Annotated in this window: 24 protein-coding genes; 16 read left to right on the top strand and 8 right to left on the bottom strand. The window is 72.9% G+C overall.

The features are described from left to right. Positions 1-18 precede the first annotated feature (18 nt). From OG959_RS21460 to OG959_RS21530, 15 genes are all read left to right on the top strand, one after another. Positions 19-1,359 carry a nucleotide sugar dehydrogenase gene (locus tag OG959_RS21460; protein WP_326660755.1) on the top strand — a complete coding sequence of 447 codons (1,341 nt, stop codon included), beginning with the start codon at positions 19-21 and terminating at the stop codon, positions 1,357-1,359. Beyond that, positions 1,359-2,432 carry an anthranilate phosphoribosyltransferase gene (gene trpD / locus OG959_RS21465; RefSeq protein WP_326660757.1) on the top strand — a complete coding sequence of 358 codons (1,074 nt, stop codon included), beginning with the start codon at positions 1,359-1,361 and terminating at the stop codon, positions 2,430-2,432. Before OG959_RS21460 ends, trpD begins: the two co-directional genes overlap by 1 nt. Further along, entirely contained in the window at positions 2,432-3,229 is a 798-nt protein-coding gene (locus OG959_RS21470) for an indole-3-glycerol phosphate synthase TrpC (protein WP_326660759.1), read from the top strand. The genes trpD and OG959_RS21470 overlap by 1 nt, the downstream gene beginning before the upstream one ends. Further along, entirely contained in the window at positions 3,226-4,413 is a 1,188-nt protein-coding gene (gene trpB / locus OG959_RS21475) for a tryptophan synthase subunit beta (protein ID WP_306070574.1), read from the top strand. The genes OG959_RS21470 and trpB overlap by 4 nt, the downstream gene beginning before the upstream one ends. Continuing rightward, positions 4,410-5,207, top strand: a complete 798-nt coding sequence (gene trpA, locus OG959_RS21480) for a tryptophan synthase subunit alpha (RefSeq protein WP_326660763.1) — start codon at positions 4,410-4,412, stop codon at positions 5,205-5,207. The genes trpB and trpA overlap by 4 nt, the downstream gene beginning before the upstream one ends. Further along, a complete protein-coding gene (locus OG959_RS21485; RefSeq protein WP_326660765.1) occupies positions 5,204-6,364 on the top strand; it encodes a DegT/DnrJ/EryC1/StrS family aminotransferase in 1,161 nt (386 codons plus the stop codon). The genes trpA and OG959_RS21485 overlap by 4 nt, the downstream gene beginning before the upstream one ends. Beyond that, positions 6,361-7,485: a DegT/DnrJ/EryC1/StrS family aminotransferase gene (locus tag OG959_RS21490; protein ID WP_326660767.1), complete on the top strand. Its 1,125-nt coding sequence runs from the start codon at positions 6,361-6,363 to the stop codon at positions 7,483-7,485. Before OG959_RS21485 ends, OG959_RS21490 begins: the two co-directional genes overlap by 4 nt. Positions 7,486-7,490: 5 nt before the next feature. Further along, positions 7,491-8,393, top strand: coding sequence for a sugar phosphate isomerase/epimerase family protein (locus tag OG959_RS21495; RefSeq protein ID WP_326660769.1), 903 nt, complete (start codon positions 7,491-7,493; stop codon positions 8,391-8,393). After that, complete coding sequence (locus tag OG959_RS21500) at positions 8,386-9,693, top strand: M20/M25/M40 family metallo-hydrolase (protein ID WP_326660771.1); 1,308 nt, start codon at positions 8,386-8,388, stop codon at positions 9,691-9,693. The genes OG959_RS21495 and OG959_RS21500 overlap by 8 nt, the downstream gene beginning before the upstream one ends. Positions 9,694-9,738: 45 nt before the next feature. Beyond that, positions 9,739-10,854, top strand: a complete 1,116-nt coding sequence (locus OG959_RS21505) for an Ldh family oxidoreductase (protein WP_326660774.1) — start codon at positions 9,739-9,741, stop codon at positions 10,852-10,854. Between the two features lie 66 nt (positions 10,855-10,920). Further along, positions 10,921-12,234, top strand: coding sequence for a Gfo/Idh/MocA family protein (locus OG959_RS21510; protein WP_326660776.1), 1,314 nt, complete (start codon positions 10,921-10,923; stop codon positions 12,232-12,234). After that, positions 12,231-12,896, top strand: a complete 666-nt coding sequence (locus OG959_RS21515) for a phenylalanine--tRNA ligase beta subunit-related protein (protein ID WP_326660778.1) — start codon at positions 12,231-12,233, stop codon at positions 12,894-12,896. The genes OG959_RS21510 and OG959_RS21515 overlap by 4 nt, the downstream gene beginning before the upstream one ends. A gap of 141 nt (positions 12,897-13,037) precedes the next feature. Beyond that, positions 13,038-14,534 carry an anthranilate synthase component I family protein gene (locus OG959_RS21520; RefSeq protein ID WP_326660780.1) on the top strand — a complete coding sequence of 499 codons (1,497 nt, stop codon included), beginning with the start codon at positions 13,038-13,040 and terminating at the stop codon, positions 14,532-14,534. Next, positions 14,531-15,130: an anthranilate synthase component II gene (locus OG959_RS21525; protein ID WP_326660782.1), complete on the top strand. Its 600-nt coding sequence runs from the start codon at positions 14,531-14,533 to the stop codon at positions 15,128-15,130. The genes OG959_RS21520 and OG959_RS21525 overlap by 4 nt, the downstream gene beginning before the upstream one ends. After that, positions 15,100-15,765, top strand: a complete 666-nt coding sequence (locus tag OG959_RS21530) for a flavodoxin family protein (protein WP_326660784.1) — start codon at positions 15,100-15,102, stop codon at positions 15,763-15,765. The genes OG959_RS21525 and OG959_RS21530 overlap by 31 nt, the downstream gene beginning before the upstream one ends. Before the next feature lie 23 nt (positions 15,766-15,788). Here the strand turns inward: OG959_RS21530 and OG959_RS21535 are convergent, their stop codons facing one another. From OG959_RS21535 to OG959_RS21570, 8 genes are all read right to left on the bottom strand, one after another. Then, on the bottom strand, positions 15,789-17,060 hold the full coding sequence (locus OG959_RS21535) for an amidohydrolase family protein (RefSeq protein WP_326660786.1): 1,272 nt from the start codon (positions 17,058-17,060) through the stop codon (positions 15,789-15,791). Next, a complete protein-coding gene (locus OG959_RS21540; RefSeq protein ID WP_326660788.1) occupies positions 17,057-17,785 on the bottom strand; it encodes a hypothetical protein in 729 nt (242 codons plus the stop codon). The genes OG959_RS21535 and OG959_RS21540 overlap by 4 nt, the downstream gene beginning before the upstream one ends. Further along, positions 17,782-19,194, bottom strand: a complete 1,413-nt coding sequence (locus tag OG959_RS21545; protein ID WP_326660790.1) for a phenylacetate--CoA ligase family protein — start codon at positions 19,192-19,194, stop codon at positions 17,782-17,784. The genes OG959_RS21540 and OG959_RS21545 overlap by 4 nt, the downstream gene beginning before the upstream one ends. 174 nt (positions 19,195-19,368) lie before the next feature. Next, positions 19,369-19,971, bottom strand: a complete 603-nt coding sequence (locus OG959_RS21550) for a phosphoribosylanthranilate isomerase (RefSeq protein ID WP_326660792.1) — start codon at positions 19,969-19,971, stop codon at positions 19,369-19,371. Positions 19,972-20,063: 92 nt separating this feature from the next. Continuing rightward, entirely contained in the window at positions 20,064-21,341 is a 1,278-nt protein-coding gene (locus OG959_RS21555; protein WP_326660794.1) for an MFS transporter, read from the bottom strand. Continuing rightward, entirely contained in the window at positions 21,328-22,611 is a 1,284-nt protein-coding gene (locus OG959_RS21560; RefSeq protein ID WP_326660796.1) for an ATP-grasp domain-containing protein, read from the bottom strand. The genes OG959_RS21555 and OG959_RS21560 overlap by 14 nt, the downstream gene beginning before the upstream one ends. 39 nt (positions 22,612-22,650) lie before the next feature. Beyond that, complete coding sequence (locus tag OG959_RS21565) at positions 22,651-23,865, bottom strand: ATP-grasp domain-containing protein (protein ID WP_326660798.1); 1,215 nt, start codon at positions 23,863-23,865, stop codon at positions 22,651-22,653. Further along, entirely contained in the window at positions 23,862-24,878 is a 1,017-nt protein-coding gene (locus tag OG959_RS21570; RefSeq protein WP_326660801.1) for a Gfo/Idh/MocA family protein, read from the bottom strand. Before OG959_RS21570 ends, OG959_RS21565 begins: the two co-directional genes overlap by 4 nt. A 276-nt stretch (positions 24,879-25,154) precedes the next feature. Here OG959_RS21570 and OG959_RS21575 point away from each other — a divergent pair, with 276 nt between their 5' ends. Next, entirely contained in the window at positions 25,155-25,925 is a 771-nt protein-coding gene (locus OG959_RS21575) for a 3-oxoacyl-ACP reductase family protein (RefSeq protein ID WP_219567258.1), read from the top strand. Positions 25,926-25,942: the final 17 nt, after the last annotated feature.

Consider the following 25,942-nt stretch of genomic DNA (forward strand, 5'->3'; position numbering starts at 1 on the left):
ACTCAGAGGGAGAACCCCATGGCTGAAATGACTGGCGTACTCGCTCCCGTGATCCATGGGCGGGACGGCGCAAGCGTCTTCGACGAGAAGATCGAACGCCGCACCCTGCGCGTGGGAATCGTCGGCCTCGGTTACACCGGTCTGCCGCTCGGTCTCGGATTCGCCACGGCCGGTCTTCCGGTGCTCGGCATGGACACCGACGCCGAGCGGGTCGACCGGGTGGCACGCGGAAGTTCGTATCTGCCCGATGTGAGCGACAGCGAACTTGCCGCAGTGGCCGCCCGGTTGAAGGCGACCACCGAGTCCGGGGAGCTGGCCGGCTCGGACGTCCTGATCGTCTGCGTGCCGACTCCGGTCACCGGCGACCAGCAGGCCAACCTGGACTACGTGCAGGCCGCGATGGACTCGGTGGCTCCGCTGCTGCGCCGCGGGACGCTGCTGATCCTGCAGTCCACGGTCCCGCCGGGCACCACGGCGGCCGCGGCGGCCGCCCTGGCCCGCACCACCGGCCTGGAGCCGGGCACCGACTTCCACGTGGCGATGGCCCCGGAGCGGGTCGACCCCGCCAACACGAGCGGCTGGAACCTCTCGAACACCCCGAAGGTGGTGGGCGGCCTCACCGAGGAGTGCACCCGCCGCGCGGCGGCCCTGTTCGGGCTGGTCTGCGAGACGGTGGTCCCGGTGTCCCGTACCGAGGTCGCCGAACTGTCCAAGGTCTTCGAGAACACCTTCCGGCTGGTCAACATCAGCCTCACGCTGGAACTCTCCGACCTGTGCCGGCAGCTCGACATACCGGTGCGCGAGGTGATCGACGCCGCGTCCACCAAGCCCTACGGCTTCCTCCCGCACTACCCCGGGCCCGGCGTGGGCGGCGAGTGCATCCCGGTCGACCCGCTGTTCCTGCGGGAGGCCGCGGAGCGGGCCGGCACCGAGATGAAGCTGGTGGCAGCCGCGTTCGAGCGGGTGGAGCAGCGGCCGTGGCAGGTCGTGGAGCGGCTCGCGGAGCTGGTGGAGGCGCGCGGGTCCTCGCTGCGCGGCGCCAAGGTGCTGGTGGTCGGCGTCAGTTACAAGTCGGGCGTCGCCGATCTGCGCAACGCGCCTGCCCTGGACGTCATCCGCGGTCTGCGGGCCGCCGGCGCCGTCGTCTCGTACCACGATCCGCTGGTCCCGGGCCTCGTGGTCGACGGGGAGCCGGTCACCGCGGCCGACTGGGCGGTGGTGGAGCTGGCGCAGCTGGACGCGGCGGTGATGGTCACCCCCGTACCCGGCCTGGAGCAGGACCTGTTGTGGGGCATCCCGCCGGTCGTCCTCGACACCCACAACAAGCTCGCGGCGGCCAGCAATGTGGCGGTGCTGTGATGGCGGCCACCCTGCTCGCCGGCCGTGCGCTCCCCACCGTCACCCGGGACGCGGTCGCCGGTCGTACGGTGTCGGCCGAGGCGGCCCGGGCGGCGGTGGCGGAGCTGCTGGACGAGACCACGGACGAGGTGGACGCCGCTGCGTTCCTGACCGCGGTCGCGGTGGGCGGGGCGAGCCCGGTCCTGGTGGCGGCAGCGGTCCAGGCGGTGCTGGCGGTGGCCAGGCCGGTCGCCTGGACGGGCCCGGCGGTCGATGTGGTCGGCACCGGCGGTGACGGCAGCGGTTCGGTCAACATCTCCACGCTGGCCGGTCTGGTCGCCGCCTCCGCCGGGGCGACCGTGGCCAAGGCCGGTAACCGGGCGGCGACTTCGCAGTGCGGGAGCGCCGACCTGCTGGAGGCCCTCGGTATCGACCTCGACCCCGGGGAGCGTCTCCCGGAGCTGCTGGCCGAGCACCGGTTCGCGTTCCTCTTCGCACCCGCGCTCCATCCGGCGCTGCGGAGGCTGGCCCCGGTCCGCCGCCGGCTCGGCTTCCGCACCCTGTTCAACCTGTCCGGCCCGCTCGCCAACCCGGTCCCGCTCACCGGCCGGCTCATCGGCACCGCGACCCGCCAGGACCAGGAGGTCCTGGCGCAGGCCGCCCAGCTGCTCGGCTACCGGCGGACCTGGGTCATCCAGGGCTTCGACGGCATGGACGAGCTGACCACGGCGGGCCCCGCCCGGGTGCTCCAGGTGGACGGCGGCGAGCTCACCGAGTTCACCGTCGACCCGGCCGGGCTGCCGCTGCGGGCGGCCGGCCGCGCCGAGCTGGCGGGCGGTGACGCGGCACGCAACGCGGTGCTCGCCCGCCAGGTCCTCGACGGGACCGCTCCCGCCCCGCTGCTGGACACCGTGCTGCTGAACGCGGCGGCCGTGCTCCAACTGGCCGGTCACGCAGCGGACATGGCGTCCGGCGTCGCCCTCGCGCGCAGCGCCGTACAGCAGGGAGCCCCGGCCGCTCTGGCCGGCCGGCTCGCCCGAAGCCCGATCACCCCGGTCGCCGCGACCACCCCGATCACCCCGGAGAACAGCTGATGGCCACGCACCTCGACGACATCGTCGCCGCCAAACGTGCCGCCTGGAGCGGACCGGCGGCAGCCGACGCCGCGGCCCGCGGGCGCAGGACGCCCGCCGTACCCGGCCGGTTCGCCGCCGCACTCGGCGGCGCCGAGATCTCGGTCATCGCCGAGATCAAGCCCAAGTCCCCGTCCAAGGGTCAGCTGCTCGACCCCGAGCTGGCCGTACCCACCGCCCGGAGCTACATCGCGGGAGGCGCCTCGGCCATCTCCGTACTCGCGGACACGCCCTACTTCGGCGGCTCGCCCGAGCTGGTCCGCACGGTGGCGGAGCACCCGGACATCACCGTCCCCGTCATGTTCAAGGACTTCCTGGTCGACGTCCGCCAGGTGACGCTGGCCCACGACAGCGGCGCCGACGGCATCCTGATCATCGCCCGCGCCGTCGACGACGCGCTGCTGACCGACCTGGTGCGCACCGCGCACGGCCTCGGCCTCGACGCGCTGGTGGAGACCTTCACCCAGGACGAGGTGGACCGGGCCCTGACCGCCGGCGCCCGCATCGTCGGCATCAACAACCGGGATCTGCAGACCTTCTCGGTCGACCTGGACAACTCGGCCAGGCTGCGCCGCGACATCCCGCGCGGCGTGCTGACCGTCAGCGAGAGCGGCCTGTCCGGCCGCCCCGACATCGAACGCATCGCCGCGCACGGCTTCGACGCCGCGCTCATCGGCGAGTCCCTGCTCAGCAGCCCCGACCCCGCCGCCCAGCTGCGGTCCTACACCGGGGTCCAGATTCTGGAGGTGGCCTCGTGAACGGCCGATTCGGCGAGTACGGCGGACAGTTCGTCGCGGAGACCCTGGTGGGCCCGCTTCAGGAGCTGGAGGAGGAGTACCAGAAGGCGCTCCTGGATCCGGAGTTCACCGCAGAGCTCGACAAGCTGCTCAAGATGTTCGTCGGCCGGCCCACGCCGATCACCGAGCTGCACCGGCTCGGGGCCACGGAGAACGGCGTCAAGCTCTGGCTCAAGCGCGAGGACCTCACCCACACCGGCGCGCACAAGATCAACAACTCGATCGGGCAGGCCCTGCTCGCCCGCCGCCTCGGCAAGAAGCAGATCATCGCCGAGACCGGCGCCGGCCAGCACGGTGTGGCCGTGGCCGCGGCCTGCGCCTACCTCGGCCTCGAGGCCACCGTCTACATGGGCCGGGTCGACGCCGAGCGGCAGGCCCCCAACGTGCAGCGGATGGAGCTGCTCGGGGCCCGCGTCGAGCTGGTCGACCTGGGCACGGCGACGCTGAAGGACGCCATCAACGCGGCGATCCGCGAGTGGATCGCACGCCCCGACACCACGCACTACCTGCTCGGTTCGGTCGTCGGCCCGCACCCCTTCCCGACGATCGTGCGCAACTTCCAGTCGGTCATCGGCCGGGAGGCCCGCGCCCAGTTCCTGGAGGAGAACGACCGGCTGCCCGACGCGGTCGTGGCCTGTGTCGGCGGCGGCTCCAACGCGGCCGGGATGTTCAGCGCCTTCCTCGACGACCCGGTCCGCCTCGTCGGCGTCCAGGCGGCCGGCGAGGGCAAGGGCGGCCAGGGAGGGCACGCGGCCCCGCTGCTCTACGGGGACCCGGGCGTGCTCCAGGGCACCCGCACCTATCTGCTGCAGGACGACGACGGGCAGATCCAGCTCACCCACTCCATCGCTCCCGGACTGGACTACGCGGGCGTCGGCCCCGAGCACTCCCACTACAAGGACACCGGCAAGGTCGAGTACATCTCCGCCTCCGACAACGAGGCCCTGGACGCGTTCGTCGCACTCAGCTCCCAGGAGGGCATCCTCCCGGCCCTGGAGTCCGCGCACGCGGTGGCCGGCGCCCTGAAGGTGGCCCGCCAGTGCGCCCCCGGCAGCACCGTCCTCGTCAACCTCTCCGGCCGCGGCGACAAGGACCTCACCTCCGCCATGGCCGCCCTCAAGCAGCGTGAGGAGAACGCCCGATGAAGCGCATCGAACAGACCTTCACCGACAACCGGACCAAGGACGAGACCACCCTCGTCGCCTACATCACCTCCGGCTACCCGCTGCTCGGCGAGACCGTCGGCCTGATCTCCGCCGCGGTGGAGGCCGGCGCCGATGTGATCGAACTCGGTGTCCCGTTCTCCGACCCGCTGGGCGACGGCCCGGTCATCCAGGCCACCGGCCAGGCCGCCCTGGACACCGGCACCACCGCCGCCGCCACCCTCGACGTGGTCGCCGAGGCGCGTGCCGCCGGGGTCGAGGCGCCGATCGTGCTGATGGGCTACTGCAACCCGTTCCTGCGCTACGGCCTCACCCAGCTGTACGACGACGCACGGTCGGCCGGCGTCGACGGGTTCGTCGTCCCCGACCTGCCGGTCAGCGAGGGCGCCGAGTGGCTGGCGCACGCCGAGGCGAACGAGCTGGGCCAGACGTTCTTCACCGCTCCCGGCAGCTCGGCGGAGCGCATCGCGGCATCCGCCGCCGCCTCCCGCGGCTTCCTGTACGTCCTGGCCGCCAACGGCGTCACCGGAGTCCGCAAGGACCTGGACCCGGGCCTCGACTCCTATCTGGAGCGGGTGCGCGCGGCCGGCGACACCCCGATGGCCGTCGGCTTCGGGATCTCCCGCCCGGAGCACGTGGCGTCGCTGCACGGCAAGACGGACGGCGTGATCGTGGGCAGCGCGCTGCTCCAGGCCATCGGTGCCGCCCGGGACGCGGCGGGCCGCCGCCAGGCCGTCACGGGGCTGATCTCCTCCCTCAAGGCGGCCACGCGATGAGTGACGCCACCGCCATCCCGTTCTTCAGCGGGGCCGTGTCCGCCCGCCGGGACCGGGACCGACTGGAGGCCATGGTCCGCCAGGTCGCCGCCTCCGGCCGGTTCACCTCGGGCCCAGTCACCGCCGAACTGGAGGCCGCGATCGCCGAGCGCGCCGGCGCCCGGCACGCGGTGGCCGTCGCCAACGGGACCGACGCCCTCGTGATCCTCCTCCGGGCGGCGGGCATCGGCCCCGGCGACGAGGTCATCGTCCCCGCGTACACCTTCTTCGCCACCGCGTCGTGCGTCCTGCACGTGGGCGCCGAGCCGGTGCTCGTGGACGTGCTGCCCGGCAGCTACGCGATGGACCCGGCGCGCGCCGAGGCCTCGATCACCGAGCGCACCAAGGCGATCATGCCGGTGCACCTGTTCTCCCAGATGGCCGACATGGAGGTGCTGAAGGACCTCGCCGACCGGCACGGGCTCCTCCTGCTGGAGGACAGCGCCGAGGGCATCGACATGCGGGCGGGCGGAGTGCACGCCGGCCTGTGGGGCAGCGGCGGGGTGCTCTCCTTCTTCCCCACCAAGACCCTCGGCTCGCTCGGCGACGCCGGCATGCTCCTCACGGACGACGACGACATCGCCGCGTCCGCCCGCCGACTGCGTCTGCACGGCCAGGGCACGGACGGCGCGTACGACACCGACGGTGCGTACGTCTACCAGGACATCGGCTACAACAGCCGCTGCGACGAACTGCAGTCGGCGTTCCTGCTGCACCGCCTGGAGCGCCTCGGCGAGGAGATCGGGCGGCGCTCCGAACTGGCCGCCCGCTACGACCGGCTGCTCGCCCCGCTCGCCGGGACGGTCACCACGCCGTGGATGGCGCCCGCCAAGACGCCGAGCAACCAGGTCTATTACGTGTACCTGATCGAGTGCGACCGCCGCGACGAACTGGCCGCGTACCTGGAGGCCCACGGGGTCGGGACCGAGGCGTACTATCCGCGCCCGCTCACCCAGCAGCCTCTGCTCGCCCCGCTGCCCGGCTCCCGCCACCCCGTCCCGGTGTCCGACGCGTCCGCGCGACGCGCCCTGGCGCTGCCTCTCTACCCCGACCTCACCGATGAGCAGGCCGACCGCGTCGCCGCCCTCGTCCACGCCTTCTACGGAGCCGCATCGTGACCACCGTCATCCCGTACTTCGACTGGCCCGCCCGCGCGGCCGACTGGGCCGACGACCTCGTGGAGGTCTTCCAGGAGGTCGCCGAGAGCGACGAGTTCATCCTGAAGTCCCGCGTCGAGCGGCTGGAGGCGGAGATCGCCGCACGCACCGGGGCGGCGCACGCCGTCGCCGTGGCGAGCGGCACCGGAGCGCTGACCGTGATCCTGGCCGCGCTCGGCCTGGGCGACGGGGACGAGGTCGTGACCCCCGCGTTCTCGTTCGTCTCCACCGCCTCCACCGTCGCCCTGCGCGGAGCCCGCCCCGTCTTCGCCGACGTCGAGTACGAGACGGGCCTGCTCGACCCGGCCGCCGCCGAGGCCGCCGTCAGCGCGCGCACCCGGGCGCTGCTGCCGGCCTATCTGTTCAGCGGCTCCCCGAAGATGGGCGCCTTCGCGGAGATCGCCGCCCGGCACTCGCTGCACCTGGTCGAGGACAGCGCGATCGCGCTGGGCGCCGAGGTGGACGGCAAGCCCGCCGGCCGGCACGGGCACGCCGGGGTCTACTCCTTCTTCCCGGCGAAGCCCGCCGGCGGCATCGGCGACGCCGGGATGATCGTCACGGACGACGACGACCTCGCCCGTACCGCCCGGATGCTGCGCAACCACGGCCAGCCGGCCGGCAAGCGCTTCTACCACGAGCTGCTCGGCTTCAACTGCCGGATGGACGAGCTGACCGCCGGCTTCCTGCTGCGCAAACTCCCGCACCTGGACGGGCTCCTGGAGAAGCGCCGCGAGATCGCCGCCATCTACGAGGAGGGCCTGCGCCCGCTCGCTCCGGCGCTGCTTCCCCCGCCGGCCGGGTTCGAGGGCCGCTCCGTCTACACCTACGTGGTGCGCGCCCAGCAGCGCGAGGAGCTGCGCGCCCAGCTGGCCGGCCAGGGCATCGAGACGGCCGTCTACTATCCGCGCCCCCTCCACCTGCAGCCCGCGTTCGCGCACCTCGGGTACGGGCCCGGTGACTTCCCCGTGGCCGAGCAGCTCTCCCGTGAGGCGCTCGCACTGCCCCTGCACCCGGACATGGCGCCGGGAGCGGCCGAGCAGGTCGTGGCAGCCGTCAGCCGTTTCTACGCAGCGGGGAGGTGAGCGCGGTGTCTGTGCCGAACCTCCTGGGCGTCACCGCGGACCGGCTGTGCGGCATCGGGGACGAGGCCGCCCCCGATCTCGCAGGCCAGCTGGCCATCCACCACGAACTGGGCATGGGCGCGATCGAGTTGCGTACCGTCGACGGCCTCGGACTGCACGAGCTGCCCGCCGGTGACGCCGCCGACCTGGCCCGGCGCACCATCGTCGCGGGTCTGCGGGTGCCGGTCGTGGACACCCCGGTGGGCTCCTGGTCCACCACCGTCGGCACGGGCATGGACGGCGAGCTCGCGGCGCTGGAGCGCTCCGCGAAGGCGGCGGCGCTGCTCGGCTGCGACCGGCTGCGCGTCATGTCGTACCCCAACGACGGCCGGCCGGAGCGCGAGTGGCGCACCGAGTCGCTGCGCCGGATGCGGACGCTGACCCGGGAGGCCGAGCGCCTCGGCGTGACGCTGCTGCACGAGAACTGCCAGGGCTGGGCCGGGCAGAGCGCCGCGCACACCGTGCGCATGCTGGAGGAGGTCGCGAGCCCCCGCCTGCGGCTGCTGTTCGACACGGGCAACGGTCTCGCCTACGGCTACGACTCCCTCGACTTCCTGCGCCGGGTGCTGCCGTGGGTGGAGCACGTGCACATCAAGGACGGGATCCGCTCCGGCGGACAGGCCGAGTTCACGATGCCCGGCGAGGGCACGGCCCGCGTCGCGGCGTGCGTGCGGCTGCTGGAGGAGCACGGCTACCGCGGCTACTACAGCCTGGAGCCCCATCTGGCCCACATCCCGCACCTCGGCCTTTCGGGCGATCCGGCCGCACTCGCCGACGGATACCGCGCGTACACCCGGCGCTGCGCCGCGCTGCTCGGCATCGACATCACGGACAGCCGTACGTACTGGGAGGAGAGCCACCATGGCTGAGACGGCCCGCACGACCCGCACCGAGGGCGGCCTCGCGGCCGCGGACCTGCAGTGGCTGACCGAGCTGATGGCCGTCGACTCGGTCTCGCCCCTGGAGGGCGGCCCCCTGGACGGAGCGGCCCGCGCGCAGCGGGTGTTCCTGGCCGGCGCCGCCGAGCGCGGCTTCCGCACCGCACTGCACGGGCCGCCCGCGGCCGAGCTGCTGGAGCGCCCCGAAGTGCCGGCCACGGTACGGGAGGTGGCCGGCCGGGACCTGTCCGCGTTCCTGGAGGGGCAGCCCTCCGTGGTGGTCGCCTACGGATCCCCGCAGCCGCAGGAGCGCCGGCTGGTCGTGAACTTCCACATGGACACGGTCGGGCCGCACGTCCCGCCGCGCCTGGAGGGCCGGGTCCTGCACGGCCGGGGCGCCGTCGACGACAAGGGCCCGGGTGTCGCCGCCGCGGCCGGGATCGCCGCCGCCTTCGCCGAGGACCCGGGGCTCGACGGCCGGATCGAGGTGCAGATCGCGTCCGTGCCCGGTGAGGAGGGCGGTGCGATGGGCACGTACGGGACGCGTGCGCTCATCGACGCGGGATACACCGGCCGCCTGATGGTGTTCGCCGAGCCGACCGGCAACACCTTCATGGACGGGTGCACCGCCGCGATGACCCCGCGGATCACGGTGGCGGGCCAGGACTCCACCGACGACCACCCCGCGGACGGGCACAACGCCACGGTGCTGCTGGGCTTCCTCGCGGACTTCCTCGCCCGCCGGCTCGGCCCGCTCGCCCACGGCATGGGAGCCAAGCTCTGCGTCTCGGGCCTGCACACCGGCAACGCGCACAACCGGGTCTACGGATCGGGGCAGTTGCTGCTCAACATCGCCTACCCGGCGACCGAGCAGGCGGAGCTGCTCGCAGCCTCCCTCGAAGTGCTGATCGAGGAGGCCCGTACCGAGTTCGCCCATCTGCACGCCCATGACCCGTTCAGCCGGCGCACGGTGAAGGACTGGCGCCGCATCGTCCGCCTCGACTGGCTGAAGCAGGGCCTGCCCACCCTGAACAACCGCGATCCCGAAGCCGAACTCCTGCTGAACGACGCCGGGTTCGTCCGTCACGACGGCCTCGCCGACGGCTCCGCCTTCACCTGCGACGCCATCTGGGCGCCGGGCCCCGGCCGCTATGTCGTCGTCTGCGGTCCCGGCCGCCTCGACGCCAACGGGGCGCACACCGCGGACGAGTTCGTGCACCTGGACGACCTGGACACGTACGCCCTGCGCATCAAGGACCTGGTGCACGCGTTCGCCGCGCACACCGCCTGAACCCCCCTTCCTTCCCCGTATCCCTTACGAATCAGAGGACTTGCCATGACCGTCCGTGTTCCCCTCGCCGAGCTCACCGCCTTCGTCCGCAACGTCCTCACGGAGTGCGGCCTGGACACCGAATCGGCACGTACCGCCGCCGACGTCATCACGTACGCCGACGCGAACGGCTTCACCACCCACGGCACCAACGGGCTGGTGAACATCTACGCCCCCCGCCTGCTCGACGGCCGGATCGACGCGGGCGCCGCACCGCGCATCGTGCAGGAGACCGCCGGGGCCGCCCTGCTCGACGGGGACCGCGGGCTCGGCCTGGTCACCATGGACCTGGCCATGGACATCGCCATGGCCAAGGCGCGGCAGACCGGCATCGGCATGGTCGCCGTCCGCAACAGCACCCACTTCGGCAGTGCCGGCTACTACACGCAGAAGGCGGCCGCAGCCGGGCTGATCGGCCTGGCGATGACGAACTGCGGCGCCCAGGGCGTCGCCCCGCCGCTCGGCGGCACCGTCCGGATGCTCGGCACCAACCCGCTGAGCGCGGCCGTCCCGGTGACCGAGGGCGCGCCCTTTGTCCTCGACATGAGCACCACCGTGGTCGCCACCGGGAAGATCAAGGCCGCCCACCGGGAGGGCCAGGAGGTCCCGCAGGAGTGGCTGGTCCGCCACGACGGCACCCCGACGTCCGACCCGGCCGACTTCATGGCCGAGGAGGCCGACGTCGCCTGGCTCGGCGGGCCCGCCGCGACCGGTGGCGCCAAGGGCTTCGGGCTCGCCCTCCTGGTGGACCTGCTGTGCGGCCCGCTCTCCGGCGCCGCGTACGGCCCCCGGCCCGGCGTGCTGAAGGGCGAGCCGGCGGGCGACGACAACGTCGGCCACACCGCGATCGTGATCGACCCGTCGGCGTTCGGCTCCGCGCACGCCATCGCCGCCGAGAACCGGATCCTGCTCGACACGGTCGCGAACTCCCCGGCCGCCGCGTACGCGACGCGGGGCGTCACCTACCCGGGGGCCCCCGAGGCCCTGCGGTACGCGCAGTCGCAGCGCGAGGGCGTCGAGCTGCCGGGACCGGTGGCCGAGGGCCTGGCCGCGCTCGCCGAGCAGCTGACGGTCCGGGCGCCCGCCGCGCTGACCGGACGCAGCCTCCAGCCGGTCGCCTGAAGCGCCGAGGGGCCTAGCGGCCCCGCCACCCGAAACCACCACGGACACGGAGAGGACCGAACCATCATGCGTATCGGAGTCATCGGAGTGGGCGTCATCGCGCCCTTCTTCCTGCAGGCCATCGAGGACGACCCGGAGCTGCGGCTGACCGCGGTCTGCGACCTCGACCAGGCGAAGCTGACCGGATTCCCGCCGGGGACCGTCATGTTCACGGACCACCGCGACCTCCTCGCCTCCGGTCTGGTGGACGGTGTGGTCGTCACCCTGCCCAACCACGCGCACGCCCCGGTCGTGGCCGACGCCCTGCGGGCCGGAGTGCACGTCTGCTGCGAGAAGCCGCTGACCGTCCACGCCGCGGACGCGCACCGGCTGATCCAGCTGGCCGACGAGCACGGCACGACCCTGTTCACCGCCTTCCACCGCCGCTACAACACCCATGTCCAGGACCTGGCTGACCGGCTGCCGGAGCCCGAGCTCATCTCGCACGTCACCAGCCGCTACCAGGAGAAGATCGAGGAGCACACCGGCGCCGACCGCTGGTACCAGGACCTCGACCGCTGCGGCGGCGGCTGCATCATCGACAACGGCCCCAACGCCCTGGACGCCCTGGAGACCGTGCTCGGCCCCCTCACGCTGACCGACGCCACGATCGGGGACGTCAGGTCCGGCGTCGAGTTCTGCGCCGAACTCGGCCTGGCCACCGCCGACGGCATACCCGTCCACGTGGACCTGGACTGGGCCCTGGAGACCGGTGAGCGCAAGGACATCACCGTGCACCTCAAGGACGGCCGGGAGCTGCACGCCGACATGCTGGACGGCTTCGAGGCGTTCAAGTCCTCTCTCGACCACGAGTACGCGGGCATCATGGCGGACTTCCACCGGGTCGTGCGGGACGGGCGCAGCGGACCGGACCGGGGCCCGCACATCGTCGACCTCGTCGAGGAGGCGTACGGCATCGGACGGACCAAGGAGCAGCGGCTGCGGATGTCCGCCAAGGAGCCGGTTTCGGCCCACTTGGTGAAGCTGCTGTTCCACCGGCGTACGGACCGCGGGATGCGGCTGTCGCCCTGGCAGTCGCGCTGCGTGCGGGCCGGCGACGTCCACGAGCTGGTCACCACCACCGACCGGCCCTCCACCACCGGGGACCGCGTCGACCACGTGGGATTCCTGGGCTTCGCCGAGTTCCCCTCCGGCACGGTCATCGACCGGGGCGACGTGGTGTCGGGCCCGCACGGGCCGATCGGACGGGTGGCCGGATTCGACGAGTGCCACGCGCCGAACCACTACAACATCCTCATCGACACCGAACGCGTCCTCACGGCCGAGGACCTGGACCTGCATACGCTGGACACCTTCACCTTCTCCGGAGGAACCCGATGACCACCCCCACCTTCCGCAAGGTCGCCGTGACACCCGAGGCCCGCGCACTCGTGCCCGGCGTCCAGGTGCTGACCCTGGAGGCGCAGATCCCCGCCGCCGGCCCCGCACCGGCCGACGACGTCTGGGCCGAGGCGCACGCGCGGTGGACCGGGGCGAGCCGCGCCGAGGTGCGCGCGGCGCCGAACGTCACCGCCTACCGGGAGTTGAGCCGCCTGCTCGGCAGCCACCCCGACAAGCGGCCGCCCTCCGTGCAGGCGCTGATCGACCGGGGGCTGCGGGCCAAGCCGCTCGGCGCCTGGCCGAAGATCAACCCGGCCGTCGACGCGGTCAACGCGGTGGCGGTACGCGACCTCGTGGCGCTCGGCCTGTTCGACCGCGACATGCTGGAGGGCGAGGTGGCGTTGCGACTGACCGACGGCACCGAGGAGTTCACCGCACTCGGCGCGGACGGGCCGGTGACCCTGGAGGCGGGCGGTCTGGTGCTCGCCGACGAGAAGCGCGTGCTGTCGCAGTTCGCCCACCGCGACGGCGTCCACCAGGCGGTGACCGCGCAGACCCGCCGGGTGCTGCTGCTGGCCTGTTCGGTCCCCGGCGTCGACGAGGACACCTGCCGGGACGCTCTGCTGGCCGCCGCGGCGCTCCTGGGCGGAACCGCGCGGTAGCGGTCCCGGGGGTCTCCCGGGCAGGGCGGTCAAGTGGTCCGCCGCCGGCCCGGAACAGTGGACTGCCGGGCAGGTACGCGCTGTTGGTTGGCTGGGATCGAGCCGCTGACCGACCCTCGTACCGAAAAGAGACCGCCCACGATGACCATGACCGCCGTCGAGCCCGCCGCAGCACCACCCGGGGCGGTCGCCGTACCCCTGCGGGTGACCGTGGCGCGCACCCCGTTGCCGCCGCATGCCCCGCTCGCCCTGGGCGCCGAGCTGCGCCGGCTGCTCGGTGAGGACCAGGTGTTCCTCTTCGAGAGTCTGGCCGGCCCCGACGAGGACTGCCGTTTCGCCGCGGTGGGCGCCGAGCCGCTGGCCCGGATCACCGTGCGGGACGGGCGGATCGGCCTGGACGGCATCCCGGAGCTCGTGGAGCGGCTGCGCCCGCTCACCGACCGCGCCCGCGGTGACGTCCGGCACCTCCTGGAGGCGGTGAACGGGGCCTTCGTCGTGGAGACCGACGTACCCCTCGACACCTACGCCTTCGGGTTCCTGGCCGTGCTCGGCTACGAGGCCGCCTGGCACCTGGAGACGCTGCCGCCGCGCGCCCCCGGCCACGACCCGGAGATCACCCTCACCCTTTTCCGGTACGTCGTCACCTACAACCTGGCGACCGGCCGGAGCCACGAACTCCTGGCGGAGGCGCCCGAGTTCGGCGGGCCCGGTCTCCTGGGCCCCGATCTCTCCGCGCTCGTGTCCACCCTGCCGCCCGAGCCGGAGGCGGCCCCCGTGCCGCCCGCCCCGCCGGCGTACAGCGTGCGCCGCACCGTCCGCCGGGACGAGTTCACCGACCGGGTCCGCCGCTGCCTGGAGCACATCAGGGCGGGCGACGTCTACCAGATCCAGATCGGCCACCGCATCGAGGTGAGGACCCCGCTGCCGGCCATCGACGCCTACCGCCGGCTGCGCCGGAGCAACCCGTCGCCGTACATGTACCTGGTGCCGTGGGCGGGCCGCACCCTGGTCGGGGCCAGCCCCGAACTCCTGCTGCGGATCGAGGGCCGGACCCTGGCGATGCGGCCCATCGCCGGCACGATCGCCCGGGCCGCCGACCCCGCCGAGGACGCCCGCCGGGTCGCCGAGCTGCACGCCGACGAGAAGGAACGCGCCGAGCACATCATGCTCGTCGACCTGTGCCGCAACGACGTGGCCCGGGTGTCCGTGCCGGGCACCCTCGCCGTCGAGCGGATGATGGCCGTCGAGCACTTCGCCCAGGTCCACCACCTCGTCTCCACGGTCCGCGGCGAACTGGCCGACGACGCCGACGTGTGGTCCGCCCTGCGCGCCACCTTCCCCGCGGGCACCATGACCGGGGCGCCCAAGGTCCGCGCCATGGAGCTGATCCAGGAGATCGAGGGCCGGCCGCGCGGCGCCTACGCGGGCGCGCTGGGCCTGATCGACGTACGCGGGCACGCGGCGACCCTCGCCCTGTGCATCCGTACCGCCGTCCACGACCCCGACACCGGGACGTACGCGCTGCAGGCGTCCGCCGGCGTCGTCGCCGACTCCTCGGCCGACGGCGAATGGCGCGAGACCCTGATCAAGATGAGCGCGGTGTACGCCGCCCTGACGGGCGAGGTGCTGACGGCATGAGGATCCTGCTCGTCGACGCACGCGACAGCTTCGTCCACATCATCGACCACTATCTGCGCGAGCAGGGCGCCCGCACGGACGTCGTCACCGCGCTCACGCACTCCCCGGCCGAGCTGGAAGCCCGCCGCCCCGACGCGGTGGTCCTCGGCCCCGGCCCCGGCCACCCGGCCGACTCCGGCCACCCGGAACTCGTACGCCACTTCGCCGGACGGGTGCCGCTCCTCGGGATCTGCCTGGGCCACCAGGCCATCGGGCTCGCCTTCGGCGGCCGGATCGAACGGGCGGCGCGCACCGTGCACGGCAAGACCAGCCGCCTCGACCACGACGGCTCCGGGATCCTCGCCGGTCTCGCCGACGGCACCGAGGTCACCCGCTACCACTCACTGGCCGTCGCCGACCCGCTGCCCGCCGATCTCCTGGTGACCGCACGGGCCCGCGAGGACGGCTGCGTGATGGGGCTGCGCCATCGCCGGCTGGCGGTCGAGGGCGTGCAGTTCCACCCCGAAAGCATCACCACACAGACCGGATCCGCGTTCATCGCCAACTTCCTCGAAGGGATACAGCCATGGTCGACCACGGTCCCTGGGCGTCGATAGCCGCCCTGAACGGCTCCGAACGGCCCGACGGACTCACCGGAAGGGTGCTGCGCATGCTGGCGGCCCAGGCCGCCGAGCACGGGGTGCACCTCGATGTGATCCCGCTCGCCGAGTACGACATCACGCCCTGCGGGCCGTGCGGCGACTGCAATGTGCGCCCGCTGCCCTGCGCCCTGGACGACGACGTACCGGCCCTGGTGGACCGCCTGGTGCGGGCCGACGGGGTGCTGTACGCGGCGCCGGTGCACGGCTTCGGGCTGGCGGGTGTCATGCAGAACTTCATCGAGCGGGCCGGGGTCGGCCACCTGCGCTTCGACCGCCCGCTCGCCAACAAGGTGGCCGGCGTCGTGGTCACCGGCCGCCGCTACAGCCACGACCGGGTCTACGGGCAGCTCATCGACAACGTCCTGCTCAACCGGATGATCGTGCCGGGCAGCGGCTTCCCCGCCTTCGTGCACGACCAGTTCGCCCCGGCCGAGGACCAGGAGGGCCTGGCCGCCGCACGCGGACTGATGGACCGGATGATCGACCTGATGCGGATCCTGCTCCTGCCGCACGGCGGCCGCGGCGACACCGCGCGGCTGCTGTCCCTGCCCCGCAACGAAAGGGCCGGGCTGCTCAGCCCCACGGGGTGAGCAGCCCGGCCACGACCCGGGATTCAGGATGCGGGCGGCGCCACCGGACCCGCCGCGTGCCGCCCGCCGACCAGCACCGAACGCAGCGCCCCCTTGTCCTGGAGCACCGTCAGGTCCGCCGCCGGGTCGCGGTCCCACACCACCAGGTCGGCGAGGCGGCCCGCCGCGACCACTCCGGCGTCCGCACCGCGCCCGGCCAGCTCGGCCCCGTTGGCGCAGGCCCACTTGATGACCGTCTCGGGCGCGATCCCGGCCCGCTCCACGTACATCACCAGCTCGTCCGCGTACGTACCGTGCGGGGTCCAGGCGAAGCCGAAGTCGTCGCCCGGCACGATCTTCATGCCGCGGCCCTCGGCCGTCGGGAGGAAGCGCAGCGTGTTCTCGATCTCGTCCCGGAAGTCCAGCGACTCCAGATAGTCGGGAGCCTTGCCGAACCGCTCCCCGAGGGCCAGCAGCCGGTCCGGCTGGAACAGGCTCGGCACCACGAACACGCCCCGCTCGGCGATCTGGTCGAGCGCCCGGTCGTCCGCGTACGTGGCGTGGTCGATGACGTCGACCCCGGCGGCCAGCGCGTTGCGGATGCCGGCCAGGCCCCGGGAGTGCGCCCGCACCCGGGCACCGCGCCGGTGCGCGGTCTCCACGACGGTGCTCAACTCCTCACGGGTGAAGAGCAGTTCCTCGGAGCGGGCGTTCGGGAACGTGTCGTCCCCGGAGGAGAACACCTTGATGATCTCGGCGCCCTCGTCGATCTCCTCCTCGGTGTACTTCACCAGGTCGCCCAGGACGTCCACGACCGGCATCAGCTCGCGCGGCATCCGCTCCTTGAGCTCGGGCGAGCGCCGTCCCGGCGGGCCGGACACCATCAGGTCGCGGCTGCACGGGGTGATGCGCGGGCCCGCGATGACGCCGGCCTCGATGGCGTTCTTCAGCGCCATGTCGATCCCGGCGACCGATCCGGCCCCGACGAACGCCGTGTAACCGCAGCTCAGCAGGTCCGCCGCGTGCCGTGCGGCATGCAGCGCGACCTCGGGCACCCGGTACTTGAACAGAGTCTCGCGGCCGGTGGTGACATTGACGTACGCGATGTGGGTGTGGCCCAGCGTCATGCCGGGCATCACGGTGGCCCCGGCGAGGTCCCAGCGGACGAAGTCACCCTCGGCGGGGGCCTCAGCGGCCGGCAGCACGGCTTCAATGCGCTCGCCCGACACCAGCACGGAGCGGGCGGGCGACGAGGCGCGTCCCAGCCCCTCCTGGACGGTGACGTCGTGCAGCAGCAGTCGGCGGTCAGTGGTCACGGCCGGCTCCCCACGGGCGGTCGGGCATCCTCGGAACGGGCGAGTACCGCGGGTCCGAACACCATCCACACCATGGGGACGCCCGGACGCGAGACCTGGAACTCCAGCCGGTGCGCGACGCGCCCCGGTTCGTTGGTGACGGCGGCGTCCGCGCGTCCCTCGGCGACGAGCTGGGCGGCGTGGATCGTGGACTCGGCGGGCACCCAGGCGATGTCGTAACCGCCCCGCCCGCCCTCGGCCCCGTCGAGCAGCTCCACCAGACGGCGGGTCTCGTGCAGCGTCGCGAGGCGCAGGATGCCCTCGCGCAGCCCCGAAGGACCGGAGGCGATGCCGTACTCCGGGGTCGGCGTGGAGAAGGTGGCGTCCAGCCGCAGCCGGGGCGACCAGAAGAAGCGGGTCGCGCACTCGGCGGCCCCCGGCACCAGGGCGTAGGCGGGACCGCCGCGGCTGCCGACGGCGGCCAGCAGCTCCTCGAAGGAGTCGTAGGGCACGGGCTCCACCACGGGGCCGCCGAGGTGGGCCAGCCGGTACCCGAGGCGGGAGAGGGCGACCATCGACGTGGTGCCGTCCGGGCCGAGCGTGCCGACCCGCAGGGTGCCGGGCCGCAGCAGCGGTGAGTGGGGTATCCGGGCTGGCTCCCACAGGATGGGGAACGGTGTCGTGTCGGCGTCGGCGTCGGAGTCGGTGCCGAAGGCGCTCTGGGCGTGGAGCAGTGGCTCGGTCATGCGCGGTGCCCCCGGGCTCCGGCGAGCCGGCGGGCGGCGGCCGTCTCGTGGTCGATGGGCGTACGCCGGTCGTGGATGCGCGCCGCCTTCCAGCTGACGAAGGCGCCGGTCGTGGTGACCGGGTCCAGTTCGCTCGGCAGTTCCACCCGGCAGCGCACACCGAGCGCGTCGGCGACCCGTGCCGCGTGGGCGGCCTCCAGCCCCGGCACGGGCCCGTCGGGCAGGTCGAGCCGGACCGTGATCAGGTCCTCGCCGTCCTCGGCCCGGTCGATGACGACCTGGTAGCCGTAGCTGTGGTCGATCCGGCGCAGGACGGCCTGCTCGATCTGCCAGGCCTGGAAGCTGTGCCCGCCGAGCACGATCCGGTCGCGGGTGCGGCCGACGACCCGCATGACGGGGCCCCGGATGCCGCAGCCGCACACGTTGTCGGAGAGCTCGACCAGGTCGCCGGTCCGGTAGCGGATCAGCGGCTTGATGCCGTCGATCAGCATCGTGACGACCAGTTCGCCGGTGCCCCGGTCGCCGAGCGCGGCGCCGGTGTCCGGATCGACGAGCTCGGCGATGTAGTTGGGCCGGGCCAGGTGGAGCCGGCCGTGGGCGCAGGCCGAGGCGATGACCAGGGTCTCCTGGGAGCCGTAGAGCGCGTTGTACGTCCGGGCGCCCCAGGCCTGGTCGATCTGGCGGGCCAGGTCGGGGGTGCACATCTCACCGGTGACCAGGAAGACCTTCACCGCGAAGTCGCGGCGCGGGTCGAGCCCCTGCTCACGGGCGGCCCGCGCCAGCGAGAGCGCCACGTTCGGCGTGCAGAACACGACGTCCAGGGCCAGGTCCCGCATCAGCTGCAGGGCCTTGGGGAAGCCGATGACGGGGGAGTACGGCCAGATCTTGGCGACGGCCGAACCCACGTTGCGGGCCACGTCACCCAGGGTGTCGCCGAGCGAGTGCACCTCGGTGGGGCCCATCACGCCGACGCGCGGGGCCCGGTCGCCGAAGACGTCCGTGAAGATGTTCCGCCAGCTCTCCGTCACATGGGCGTTGGAGGCGATCACCTCGCGCGGGTCACGGGGGCAGGGGGTGGCCGGTCCGGTGGTGCCGGTGGTCTCGTAGAAGAAACAGGCCTCGTCGAGATCGCGGCTCAGGACGTCGGACATGGCCGTGCGCAGATGGTCCTTCGTGGTGAAGGGCAGCGAGCGCACGTCGTCGAGGGTGAGCCGGGCAGCCGGCACACCGGCCAGGTGCCGGGCGTAGAAGGGCGAGCCGTCCTGCGCGAGCGCGACGACGTCGCGCAGCTGCCGCTGCGCCCACGTACGCCACTCCTCCTCACCCAGTTCACCCGCGGTGTACCGGTCGTGCAGCGTCAGATAGCGCTCGATGAAGTCGCGGTGCTTCCCGGATGTGGGCAGCCACATGGATCCCCCAGGTGATTCGGCGGGTGCGGTGGACGTCAGTGCCGTGCACCGGGCATGTGGCCGGGTGCGCCCGTACGCGTCCGGGAAGCGGCTATCCGATACTGCGGTCCGCACCGATGCGCCCTCAATTAGCCTTAGGAGACAGTCCCTTCGCTCTTGGTGGCAGTGCTCCGGTCATGCGGCTGCCTTCTTGGCCGCGGACACGAACTGCCTGATCAGCTCCGGGTCCTTGACGCCGCGGGTGCGCTCGACGCCGCTGGAGACGTCCACTCCCCAGGGCCGCAGGCCGGCGACGGCCCCGGCGACGTTGTCCGGGGCGAGACCGCCGGCGAGGAGCCACGGTCCGGTGGGGGAGACGCCGAGCGCGGCGGGGTCCCAGCGTTCGCCGGAGCCGGGCCGGGGCGAGTCGATGATCAGCAGGTCCTCGCCGTACGCTCCGGTCTCCAGCGGCGCGCCGCCCTCCGGGGAGGTGGCCCGGATCAGCCGGAACCCGTCGGCGCGCAGCGCGGCGAACGCCTCGGGGGGCTCCGCCCCGTGCAGCTGCACGGTGTCGACGCCCGCCTCGGCGGCGGCCCGGCGCACCTCGTCGAGCGGCTCCCCGCGGAAGACGGCGACCGTGGCGGTCCCCTCCGGTACGAGGGCGGCCAGCGCGCGGACGTCGGCGGGGGCGACCTGGCGGGGGCTCGGCGTGAGGACGAAGCCGATCGCGTCGGCCCCGGCCTCGACCGCGGCCGCCACATCCTGCGGGCGGCTCAGGCCGCACACCTTGACGTACATGTCTTCTCCTGGATCCGGAATGTGAGGGGGGACGGGAACGGGGACGGGGGCATGAACCCTGCCGGGGACGTCCATGCTGTCAGGGTCGGCGCTCATGACCGGACGGCGGTGCGGGAGCACAGGAAGACCACGGCCGCCGCGGTCAGCCCGCCCGCCGTCAGCGCCAGCGCGGTCCGCGGGCCGGCCGCGGACGCGAGCAGCCCGCCGAGCAGGCCGCCCACCGGGATCACCGCCCAGGTGAGGAACCGGAAGGTGGCGCTGACCCGGCCGATGAGTTCGGGGGGCACGGTGGCCTGGCGCAGCGTGATCGAGTGGATGTTGAAGATCGCGATGCCGAAGCCGTTGAGGACGTAACCGGTGCCCAGGAGCGCGTATCCGGGCCCGGTGCCGGTACCGGCCGCCAGCGGCAGCAGCAGGGTCGCCGAGGAGGCGACCGCCATGCCGAACACCATGGCGCGGCCCACCCCGAGCCGCTTCCCGAGCCGGCCCGCGGACAGTGCGCCGCCGAACGCGCCGACGCTGCCGACCGCGATGACCATGCCGAGGCCGGCCGGGCCGAGGTGCAGCACGCGGATGGCGTAGAGCGGGAAGACGACCAGGACGACGTCCCAGAGCAGGTTGTACAGGGAGGCGTGCAGCATGATCACGCGCAGCAGCCGGCTGTTCAGCGTCATGCGCAGCCCCGCGGCGATGTCCTTGCGCACCGAGGACCGGGCCCCGGCGGCGCGGACCGGCCGGGTCTCCGGGGTACGGATCCGCAGCAGCATGGCCGCGCCGAAGAGGTAGCCCAGGCAGTCGACCAGGATGGCGACGGGCGCGGTGAGCACCTGGATCAGTGTCCCGCCGAGCCCCTGCCCGGCGGTCTCGGCGACCGAACGGCTGGCCTGGAGCTTGCTGTTGCCCTCGACCAGCTGCTCCTTGGCCACCAGGGACGGCACATATGCCTGGTAGGCCACGTCGAACAGGGCGGTGAGCACTCCGGTCGCGAACGCCACGGCGCACAGGGCCCAGATGCCGAGCCCGCCCAGCCAGGCGAGCAGCGGCACCGCGGTGAGGATCGCGGCCCGCCCGAGGTTGGCGGTGATCAGGAGCGGACGGCGGCGCACCCGGTCGGCCAGCACCCCGGCGAACAGGGTCACGCACAGCACCGGCAGGTACTGGGCGCTGTTCAGCAGTCCCAGCTGGGCCGGGCTCGCGTCGAGCAGCACGATCGCGGTGACCGGCAGGGCCAGTTCGGTGACCCGGGAGCCGAGCAGGGAGACCGTCTGTCCGGCCCACAGCCTGCGGAAGTCCCGGTGGTGCCAGAGCCCGCGGGGCGGTGGTTCCGGGGCCGGGGGACCGGCCCGGTCGAGGAGCTCAGCCGACGACATGGACGGCCTCCCGGGTCGCCGGGCCCCGGGCGTCGGCGGGCTGCTCGTCCAGCGGGTGCCAGTCGAGCCGGTAGGCGGCGAGCGTCTGCCGGATGGCCTCCTCGACCTGCTCGGAGCGCTCCGCCCGGTAGCGGAACGTGCCGGCGGTGTGGACGGCGCCGCCGTTGCCGCTGAGCACCGTGCCGGGAGGCGGCAGGGTCTCGGAGCAGAGCGCGGGCACCTGGCCCACCAGGGAGGTCACCGCGTCCACGACGGCCGGGCGTACGGGCGGCTCGGGCATCATCAGATACCCGGCGACCGGACCGTCCAGGTCCATCGGCGCGATCGTCATGTCGTCGCCGAGCTGTACCCGTGCGGAGGCGGCGACCAGGTCGACCCCGTAGACCTCCTCCCAGATGACCCGGACCTGACCGCCGCCGGCCCGTGCCCCGATCTCCAGGAACACCAGGTCGTCGCCGTCGCCCGAGGGCCGCGGGGCGCGGAAGACCTCCAGGTGGAAGACGTCGTCGGTGAGGTCCAGGGCGGCGCACACGCGCTCGGCGAAGTCGGTCACCCGCTTCTCGAAGGCCCGGTCGTCGTTGGCGACCGAGCTGAAGGCCGTGCCGGTGGCGAAGTCGAGGCAGCTGCCGCCGCAGCGCCATGCCCGCGAGGTGAGCAGCCTGCCGCCCTGCACCACCCCGTCGATCTGGTAGAGCGCCCCGTCGATGAACTCCTCGCACTGGGCGTCGGCGAGACCGGCGACGTTCAGCAGGGTGTCCAGCTGTGCCTCGGAACGCACCACGTGCACGCCCTGGCTGTCGGCGCCCGCGCGCGGCTTGAGGACGAACGGGTAGCCGTGCCGTGCGGCGAACTCCCGCACCAGGCCGGCCGTGGGCGTCTCCCGGAAGGCGGGCACCCGCAGTCCGGCCGCCGCGACCAGGCCCTTCATCACGACCTTGTCCCGGACGGCGGCGACCTCCTCGGGGCCGCGGCCCGGGATGCCGAAGCGCCGGCGGATCTCGCCCGCGGGCTCCAGGTCGAACTCGGAGAGCGCGAGGACATGGGTGAACGGGCCGTACAGCTCGACGAGTTGGGCGGTCTGCGCCAGGACGTCGGCGGTGTCGGAGAGATCGGACAGTACGCGGATGTCCTCGGCCAGCTCCCCGTCGAGCGGCGGACGGCCCGCCGCGGTGGTCAGATAGGCGACGCGATCGGCGGTGTGGTCGATGTAACGGTGGTACTCGGCGAAGGAGTTGGTCCAGCGGTTGATGATGAGGACATGGCGGTTCATCGGGTCTCCGGATGGTTCGTGGACAGTCCTGCGGATAACTCAGCTGAAGGTCACGGCACGTTCGGCGCGCCGCAGCACCCTCGCCGTCTCCCGGTACGAGGCGCCCGCGGCGAGCACGTAACCGAGCCGGCCGGCCGAGCTGCCGGGATCCGGCAGGGCGCTGCCCGGCGGCAGGAGGACACCTATCTCCCGCACCCGCGGATCGGACTCGATCACCGGGTCGACGCGGAACTCGCGGTAGGTGTCCAGGCCGGGCCGCAGGAAGTAGCGGATGCCGGCCCGGGTGCCGGTACGGGACACGGCCGGTTCGGGGTTGGGCAGGCCCAGGTAGCAGCGCAGCATGATCTCGTACAGATCGTGGCCGCAGGCCAGGCGCAGCAGGTCGGGGATGCGGTCGCCGGGCAGCCGGGCCGCGACCTCCATCAGCAGCGGGCCGCGCGCGGACATCCGCAGCTCGGCGTGGAAGGGCCCGATGCCCAGGGCGACGGCGTCCAGGACGCGGGCGATGTACGTCCTGATCTCCCGGGCCGCCGACGTCTTCAGCTGGGCGGGCACGATGTGGCCGACCTCGACGAAGTGCGGTTCGGCCCCGAGGATCTTCTCGGTGATGCCGAGGATGTGCACCTGGCCTTCCTCGACGTACCCCTCGACGCTGTACTCGGGCCCCTCGACGTACTCCTCGACCAGCACCAGCCCGAGGCCGCCGCGCGAGCCGTCGGCCCGGCCGGAGCGCAGCGCCCTGCGGAACGCGGCCACGGCCTCCGCCTCGCTGCCGGCCCTGCGGACGTCGAGGCTTCCCGACTGGTCGACGGGCTTGACCACGCACACCGGTCCGAGTTCCGCGTAGGCGGCGGCGGCCGACCGTGCGCCGGAGACGATCCGGTACCGGGGCTGGTCGAGCCCCGCCGCGTCCACGGCCCGGCGCATCCGGTGCTTGTGGCGCAGGAACTCCACTCCCGCCGGGTCGATGCCGGGCAGGCCGAGCGCGGCGGCGGCGTGCGCGGCCAGCGAGACGAAGTGCTCGAAGCCGGGCAGGACCGCGTCCAGCGGCGTTTCGGCGTGCAGGGTGCGGATGAGATCGAGTACGGCGGCCTGGTCGGAGGTGTCCGCGGTGATCACCCGGTCGGCCTTCGCCGGGGCGGTGCCGGGCCCGAGGCCGGCGGTCAGTACGAGTGCGGCGTGCCCGAGTTCATGGGCGCGGGTCACCAGTTCCAGTCCGGAGGAGCGGGGCTCGATGATCAGAACGGTGCTCATGCTGCTTCCTGCGGGGCCGGGGTGCCGGAGTCCGCGAACGCGGCGGCGCGGGCGGTGTCGAGGAGTTCCATGGACTCCAGGTGCAGGGCGAGGTTGCTGCGCGGCGCCGGGGCCTCACCGCGGAAGTGGGCGTACGCCTGCTCGATGAACCGGGTCAGCGGGGCGTCCTGGACGACCTTGCGGACCGGCCGTCCGGCGATGCGGACCTGACCGAAGTCGTCGTCGCCGGAGACGGGGTAGTCCGCCACGAGCGTGCCCTCGGTGCCGTGGATGTGCAGCCGCCGCCGGCGTACCGGCGAGGCCAGATCGGTGTACAACGTGGTCCGTACGCCGGAGGCGTGCCGCAACGTGACCTCGGCACCGCCCAGCCTGGCCAGCCGGCCGGACGGCAGCGGCAGGTCCCAGCCGCGCGAGCCGGTGACCTCCGCGACGGGCCCGGCGAGATGCAGGGCGAGCAGCAGCTGGTGCGGCAGCTCCACCTCGAAGGCACTGCCGTGCCCCTGGGTCTGCAGCGAACGGCGGAAGCGCGGCTTGCTCTGCTCCATGTGGTACGAGACCGGCTCACCGATCGTCCCCGAGGCGACGAGCTCCTCGGCGGCCTCGGTGACCCTGCTGGCCGGCCAGACGCTCATCGGCAGCACCACGGCCCCGGTGGCCTCCGTCAGGTCCACCAGATGGGCGGCCTCCTGCACGGTGTGCGCGATCGGCTTCTCCAGGATGAAACGCTGCGCCCCGACGTGCAGGAGCTGCTCCAGGCAGTCCCGGTGGGCGTCGGGCGGCACCGCCACGTGGAAGACGGCGTCGGCCACCCGGTGACCCGCCGCCCACAGCGCCGTCACGGCGCTGCGGACGTCCGGCACCCATTCCCCTCCCGCCACCTCGGCGGGCCGGGGATCGACGGCGATCACCGTCGACCGGCCGCCCGTGATGTCCCGCAGCGCGCGATGGTGCAGATCGCGGCCCGCGTGTCCGTATCCGACGATGACGGAAGGTGAATTGCCTTTCTTCCTCATCTGTTTACCGCCCTTCGCTGTCGTAGTGAAAGGAGCTTCGCAGCGGGCCGGGAGGTACTTCCAGGCCAATTCTCCGGACCCCTGGCGGACCACTTGGAAGGCTTTTCCGCGGCTGGTGGTGCCTGTTCGTGCCTCGAAAGGAACATGTGCGGCCGCCGAGGTGGTATCGGTCGGCGGTATTCCCAACAGGCATGCTGGATACGGTTGTTCGACGTACTCGGAATTTCGCCACGCATTGCGGCACCCATCAGATTCACCTGGAGAAGGAGTCAATCGATGAGCCTCGAAGGCCGGGCCGCCCTGGTCACCGGTGGTTCCCGCGGCATCGGACGGGCCATCGCGCTCCGTCTCGCGGCCGACGGTGCCGCGGTCGCCGTGAACTACCGCTCCCGCAAGGACGAGGCCGAGCGCACGGTCGAGGAGATCACCGCCCTGGGAGGGCGGGCGATCGCCCTTCAGGCCGACGTGTCGGACCCGGACGCCGCCCAGCGACTGGTGGACGAGACCATGGCCGGGCTCGGCGGGCTGCACATCCTGGTGAACAACGCCGGAGTGGCGCAGGACGGGCTCATATTCGACCAGTCGCCCGAGGACTGGTGGGAGGTGCTCAAGGTCAACGTCGGCGGCGTCTACCACTGCACCCGGGCCGTCGCGGGTCACTTCATGTCCCAGCGCGACGGCAACGTCATCAACATCTCGTCGGTCATGGGCGAGGGAGGCTGGGTCGGGCAGTCCAACTACTCCGCGTCCAAGGGCGCCGTCAACGCCTTCACCCGGGCCGCCGCCGTCGAGCTGGCCCGTTTCGAGGTCCGGGTCAACGCGGTCCTCGCCGGGTTCACCACCACCGACCTGATCGGCGGACTGCTGGAGAAGGACGGCGGCAAGGCCATCAAACGGCAGCTGCCGCTGCGCGAGTTCGCGACCCCGGAGCAGGTGGCCGGCGCGGTGTCCTTCCTGGCCGGCGAGGACTCCACGTACATCACCGGTGAACTGCTGCGCGTGGACGGCGGATGGGCCGGCCAGCTCGGCCTCGGCCGGGCGAAGTAGTCCAGCTCCACCGCCCG

Origin of the sequence: Streptomyces sp. NBC_00385, from assembly GCF_035917155.1 — a bacterium.
Taxonomy (GTDB): Bacteria; Actinomycetota; Actinomycetes; order Streptomycetales; family Streptomycetaceae; genus Streptomyces; species Streptomyces poriferorum.

Bases quoted from the DNA above. Each gene is read 5' to 3' on its own strand.
- OG959_RS21460 (WP_326660755.1), top strand. From the start codon at position 19: ATGGCTGAAATGACTGGCGTACTCGCTCCCGTGATCCATGGGCGGGAC.
- trpD (WP_326660757.1), top strand. From the start codon at position 1,359: ATGGCGGCCACCCTGCTCGCCGGCCGTGCGCTCCCCACCGTCACCCGG.
- OG959_RS21470 (WP_326660759.1), top strand. From the start codon at position 2,432: ATGGCCACGCACCTCGACGACATCGTCGCCGCCAAACGTGCCGCCTGG.
- trpA (WP_326660763.1), top strand. From the start codon at position 4,410: ATGAAGCGCATCGAACAGACCTTCACCGACAACCGGACCAAGGACGAG.
- OG959_RS21485 (WP_326660765.1), top strand. From the start codon at position 5,204: ATGAGTGACGCCACCGCCATCCCGTTCTTCAGCGGGGCCGTGTCCGCC.
- OG959_RS21500 (WP_326660771.1), top strand. From the start codon at position 8,386: ATGGCTGAGACGGCCCGCACGACCCGCACCGAGGGCGGCCTCGCGGCC.
- OG959_RS21505 (WP_326660774.1), top strand. From the start codon at position 9,739: ATGACCGTCCGTGTTCCCCTCGCCGAGCTCACCGCCTTCGTCCGCAAC.
- OG959_RS21510 (WP_326660776.1), top strand. From the start codon at position 10,921: ATGCGTATCGGAGTCATCGGAGTGGGCGTCATCGCGCCCTTCTTCCTG.
- OG959_RS21515 (WP_326660778.1), top strand. From the start codon at position 12,231: ATGACCACCCCCACCTTCCGCAAGGTCGCCGTGACACCCGAGGCCCGC.
- OG959_RS21520 (WP_326660780.1), top strand. From the start codon at position 13,038: ATGACCATGACCGCCGTCGAGCCCGCCGCAGCACCACCCGGGGCGGTC.
- OG959_RS21525 (WP_326660782.1), top strand. From the start codon at position 14,531: ATGAGGATCCTGCTCGTCGACGCACGCGACAGCTTCGTCCACATCATC.
- OG959_RS21530 (WP_326660784.1), top strand. From the start codon at position 15,100: ATGGTCGACCACGGTCCCTGGGCGTCGATAGCCGCCCTGAACGGCTCC.
- OG959_RS21540 (WP_326660788.1), bottom strand. From the start codon at position 17,785: ATGACCGAGCCACTGCTCCACGCCCAGAGCGCCTTCGGCACCGACTCC.
- OG959_RS21545 (WP_326660790.1), bottom strand. From the start codon at position 19,194: ATGTGGCTGCCCACATCCGGGAAGCACCGCGACTTCATCGAGCGCTAT.
- OG959_RS21550 (WP_326660792.1), bottom strand. From the start codon at position 19,971: ATGTACGTCAAGGTGTGCGGCCTGAGCCGCCCGCAGGATGTGGCGGCC.
- OG959_RS21555 (WP_326660794.1), bottom strand. From the start codon at position 21,341: ATGTCGTCGGCTGAGCTCCTCGACCGGGCCGGTCCCCCGGCCCCGGAA.
- OG959_RS21560 (WP_326660796.1), bottom strand. From the start codon at position 22,611: ATGAACCGCCATGTCCTCATCATCAACCGCTGGACCAACTCCTTCGCC.
- OG959_RS21565 (WP_326660798.1), bottom strand. From the start codon at position 23,865: ATGAGCACCGTTCTGATCATCGAGCCCCGCTCCTCCGGACTGGAACTG.
- OG959_RS21570 (WP_326660801.1), bottom strand. From the start codon at position 24,878: ATGAGGAAGAAAGGCAATTCACCTTCCGTCATCGTCGGATACGGACAC.
- OG959_RS21575 (WP_219567258.1), top strand. From the start codon at position 25,155: ATGAGCCTCGAAGGCCGGGCCGCCCTGGTCACCGGTGGTTCCCGCGGC.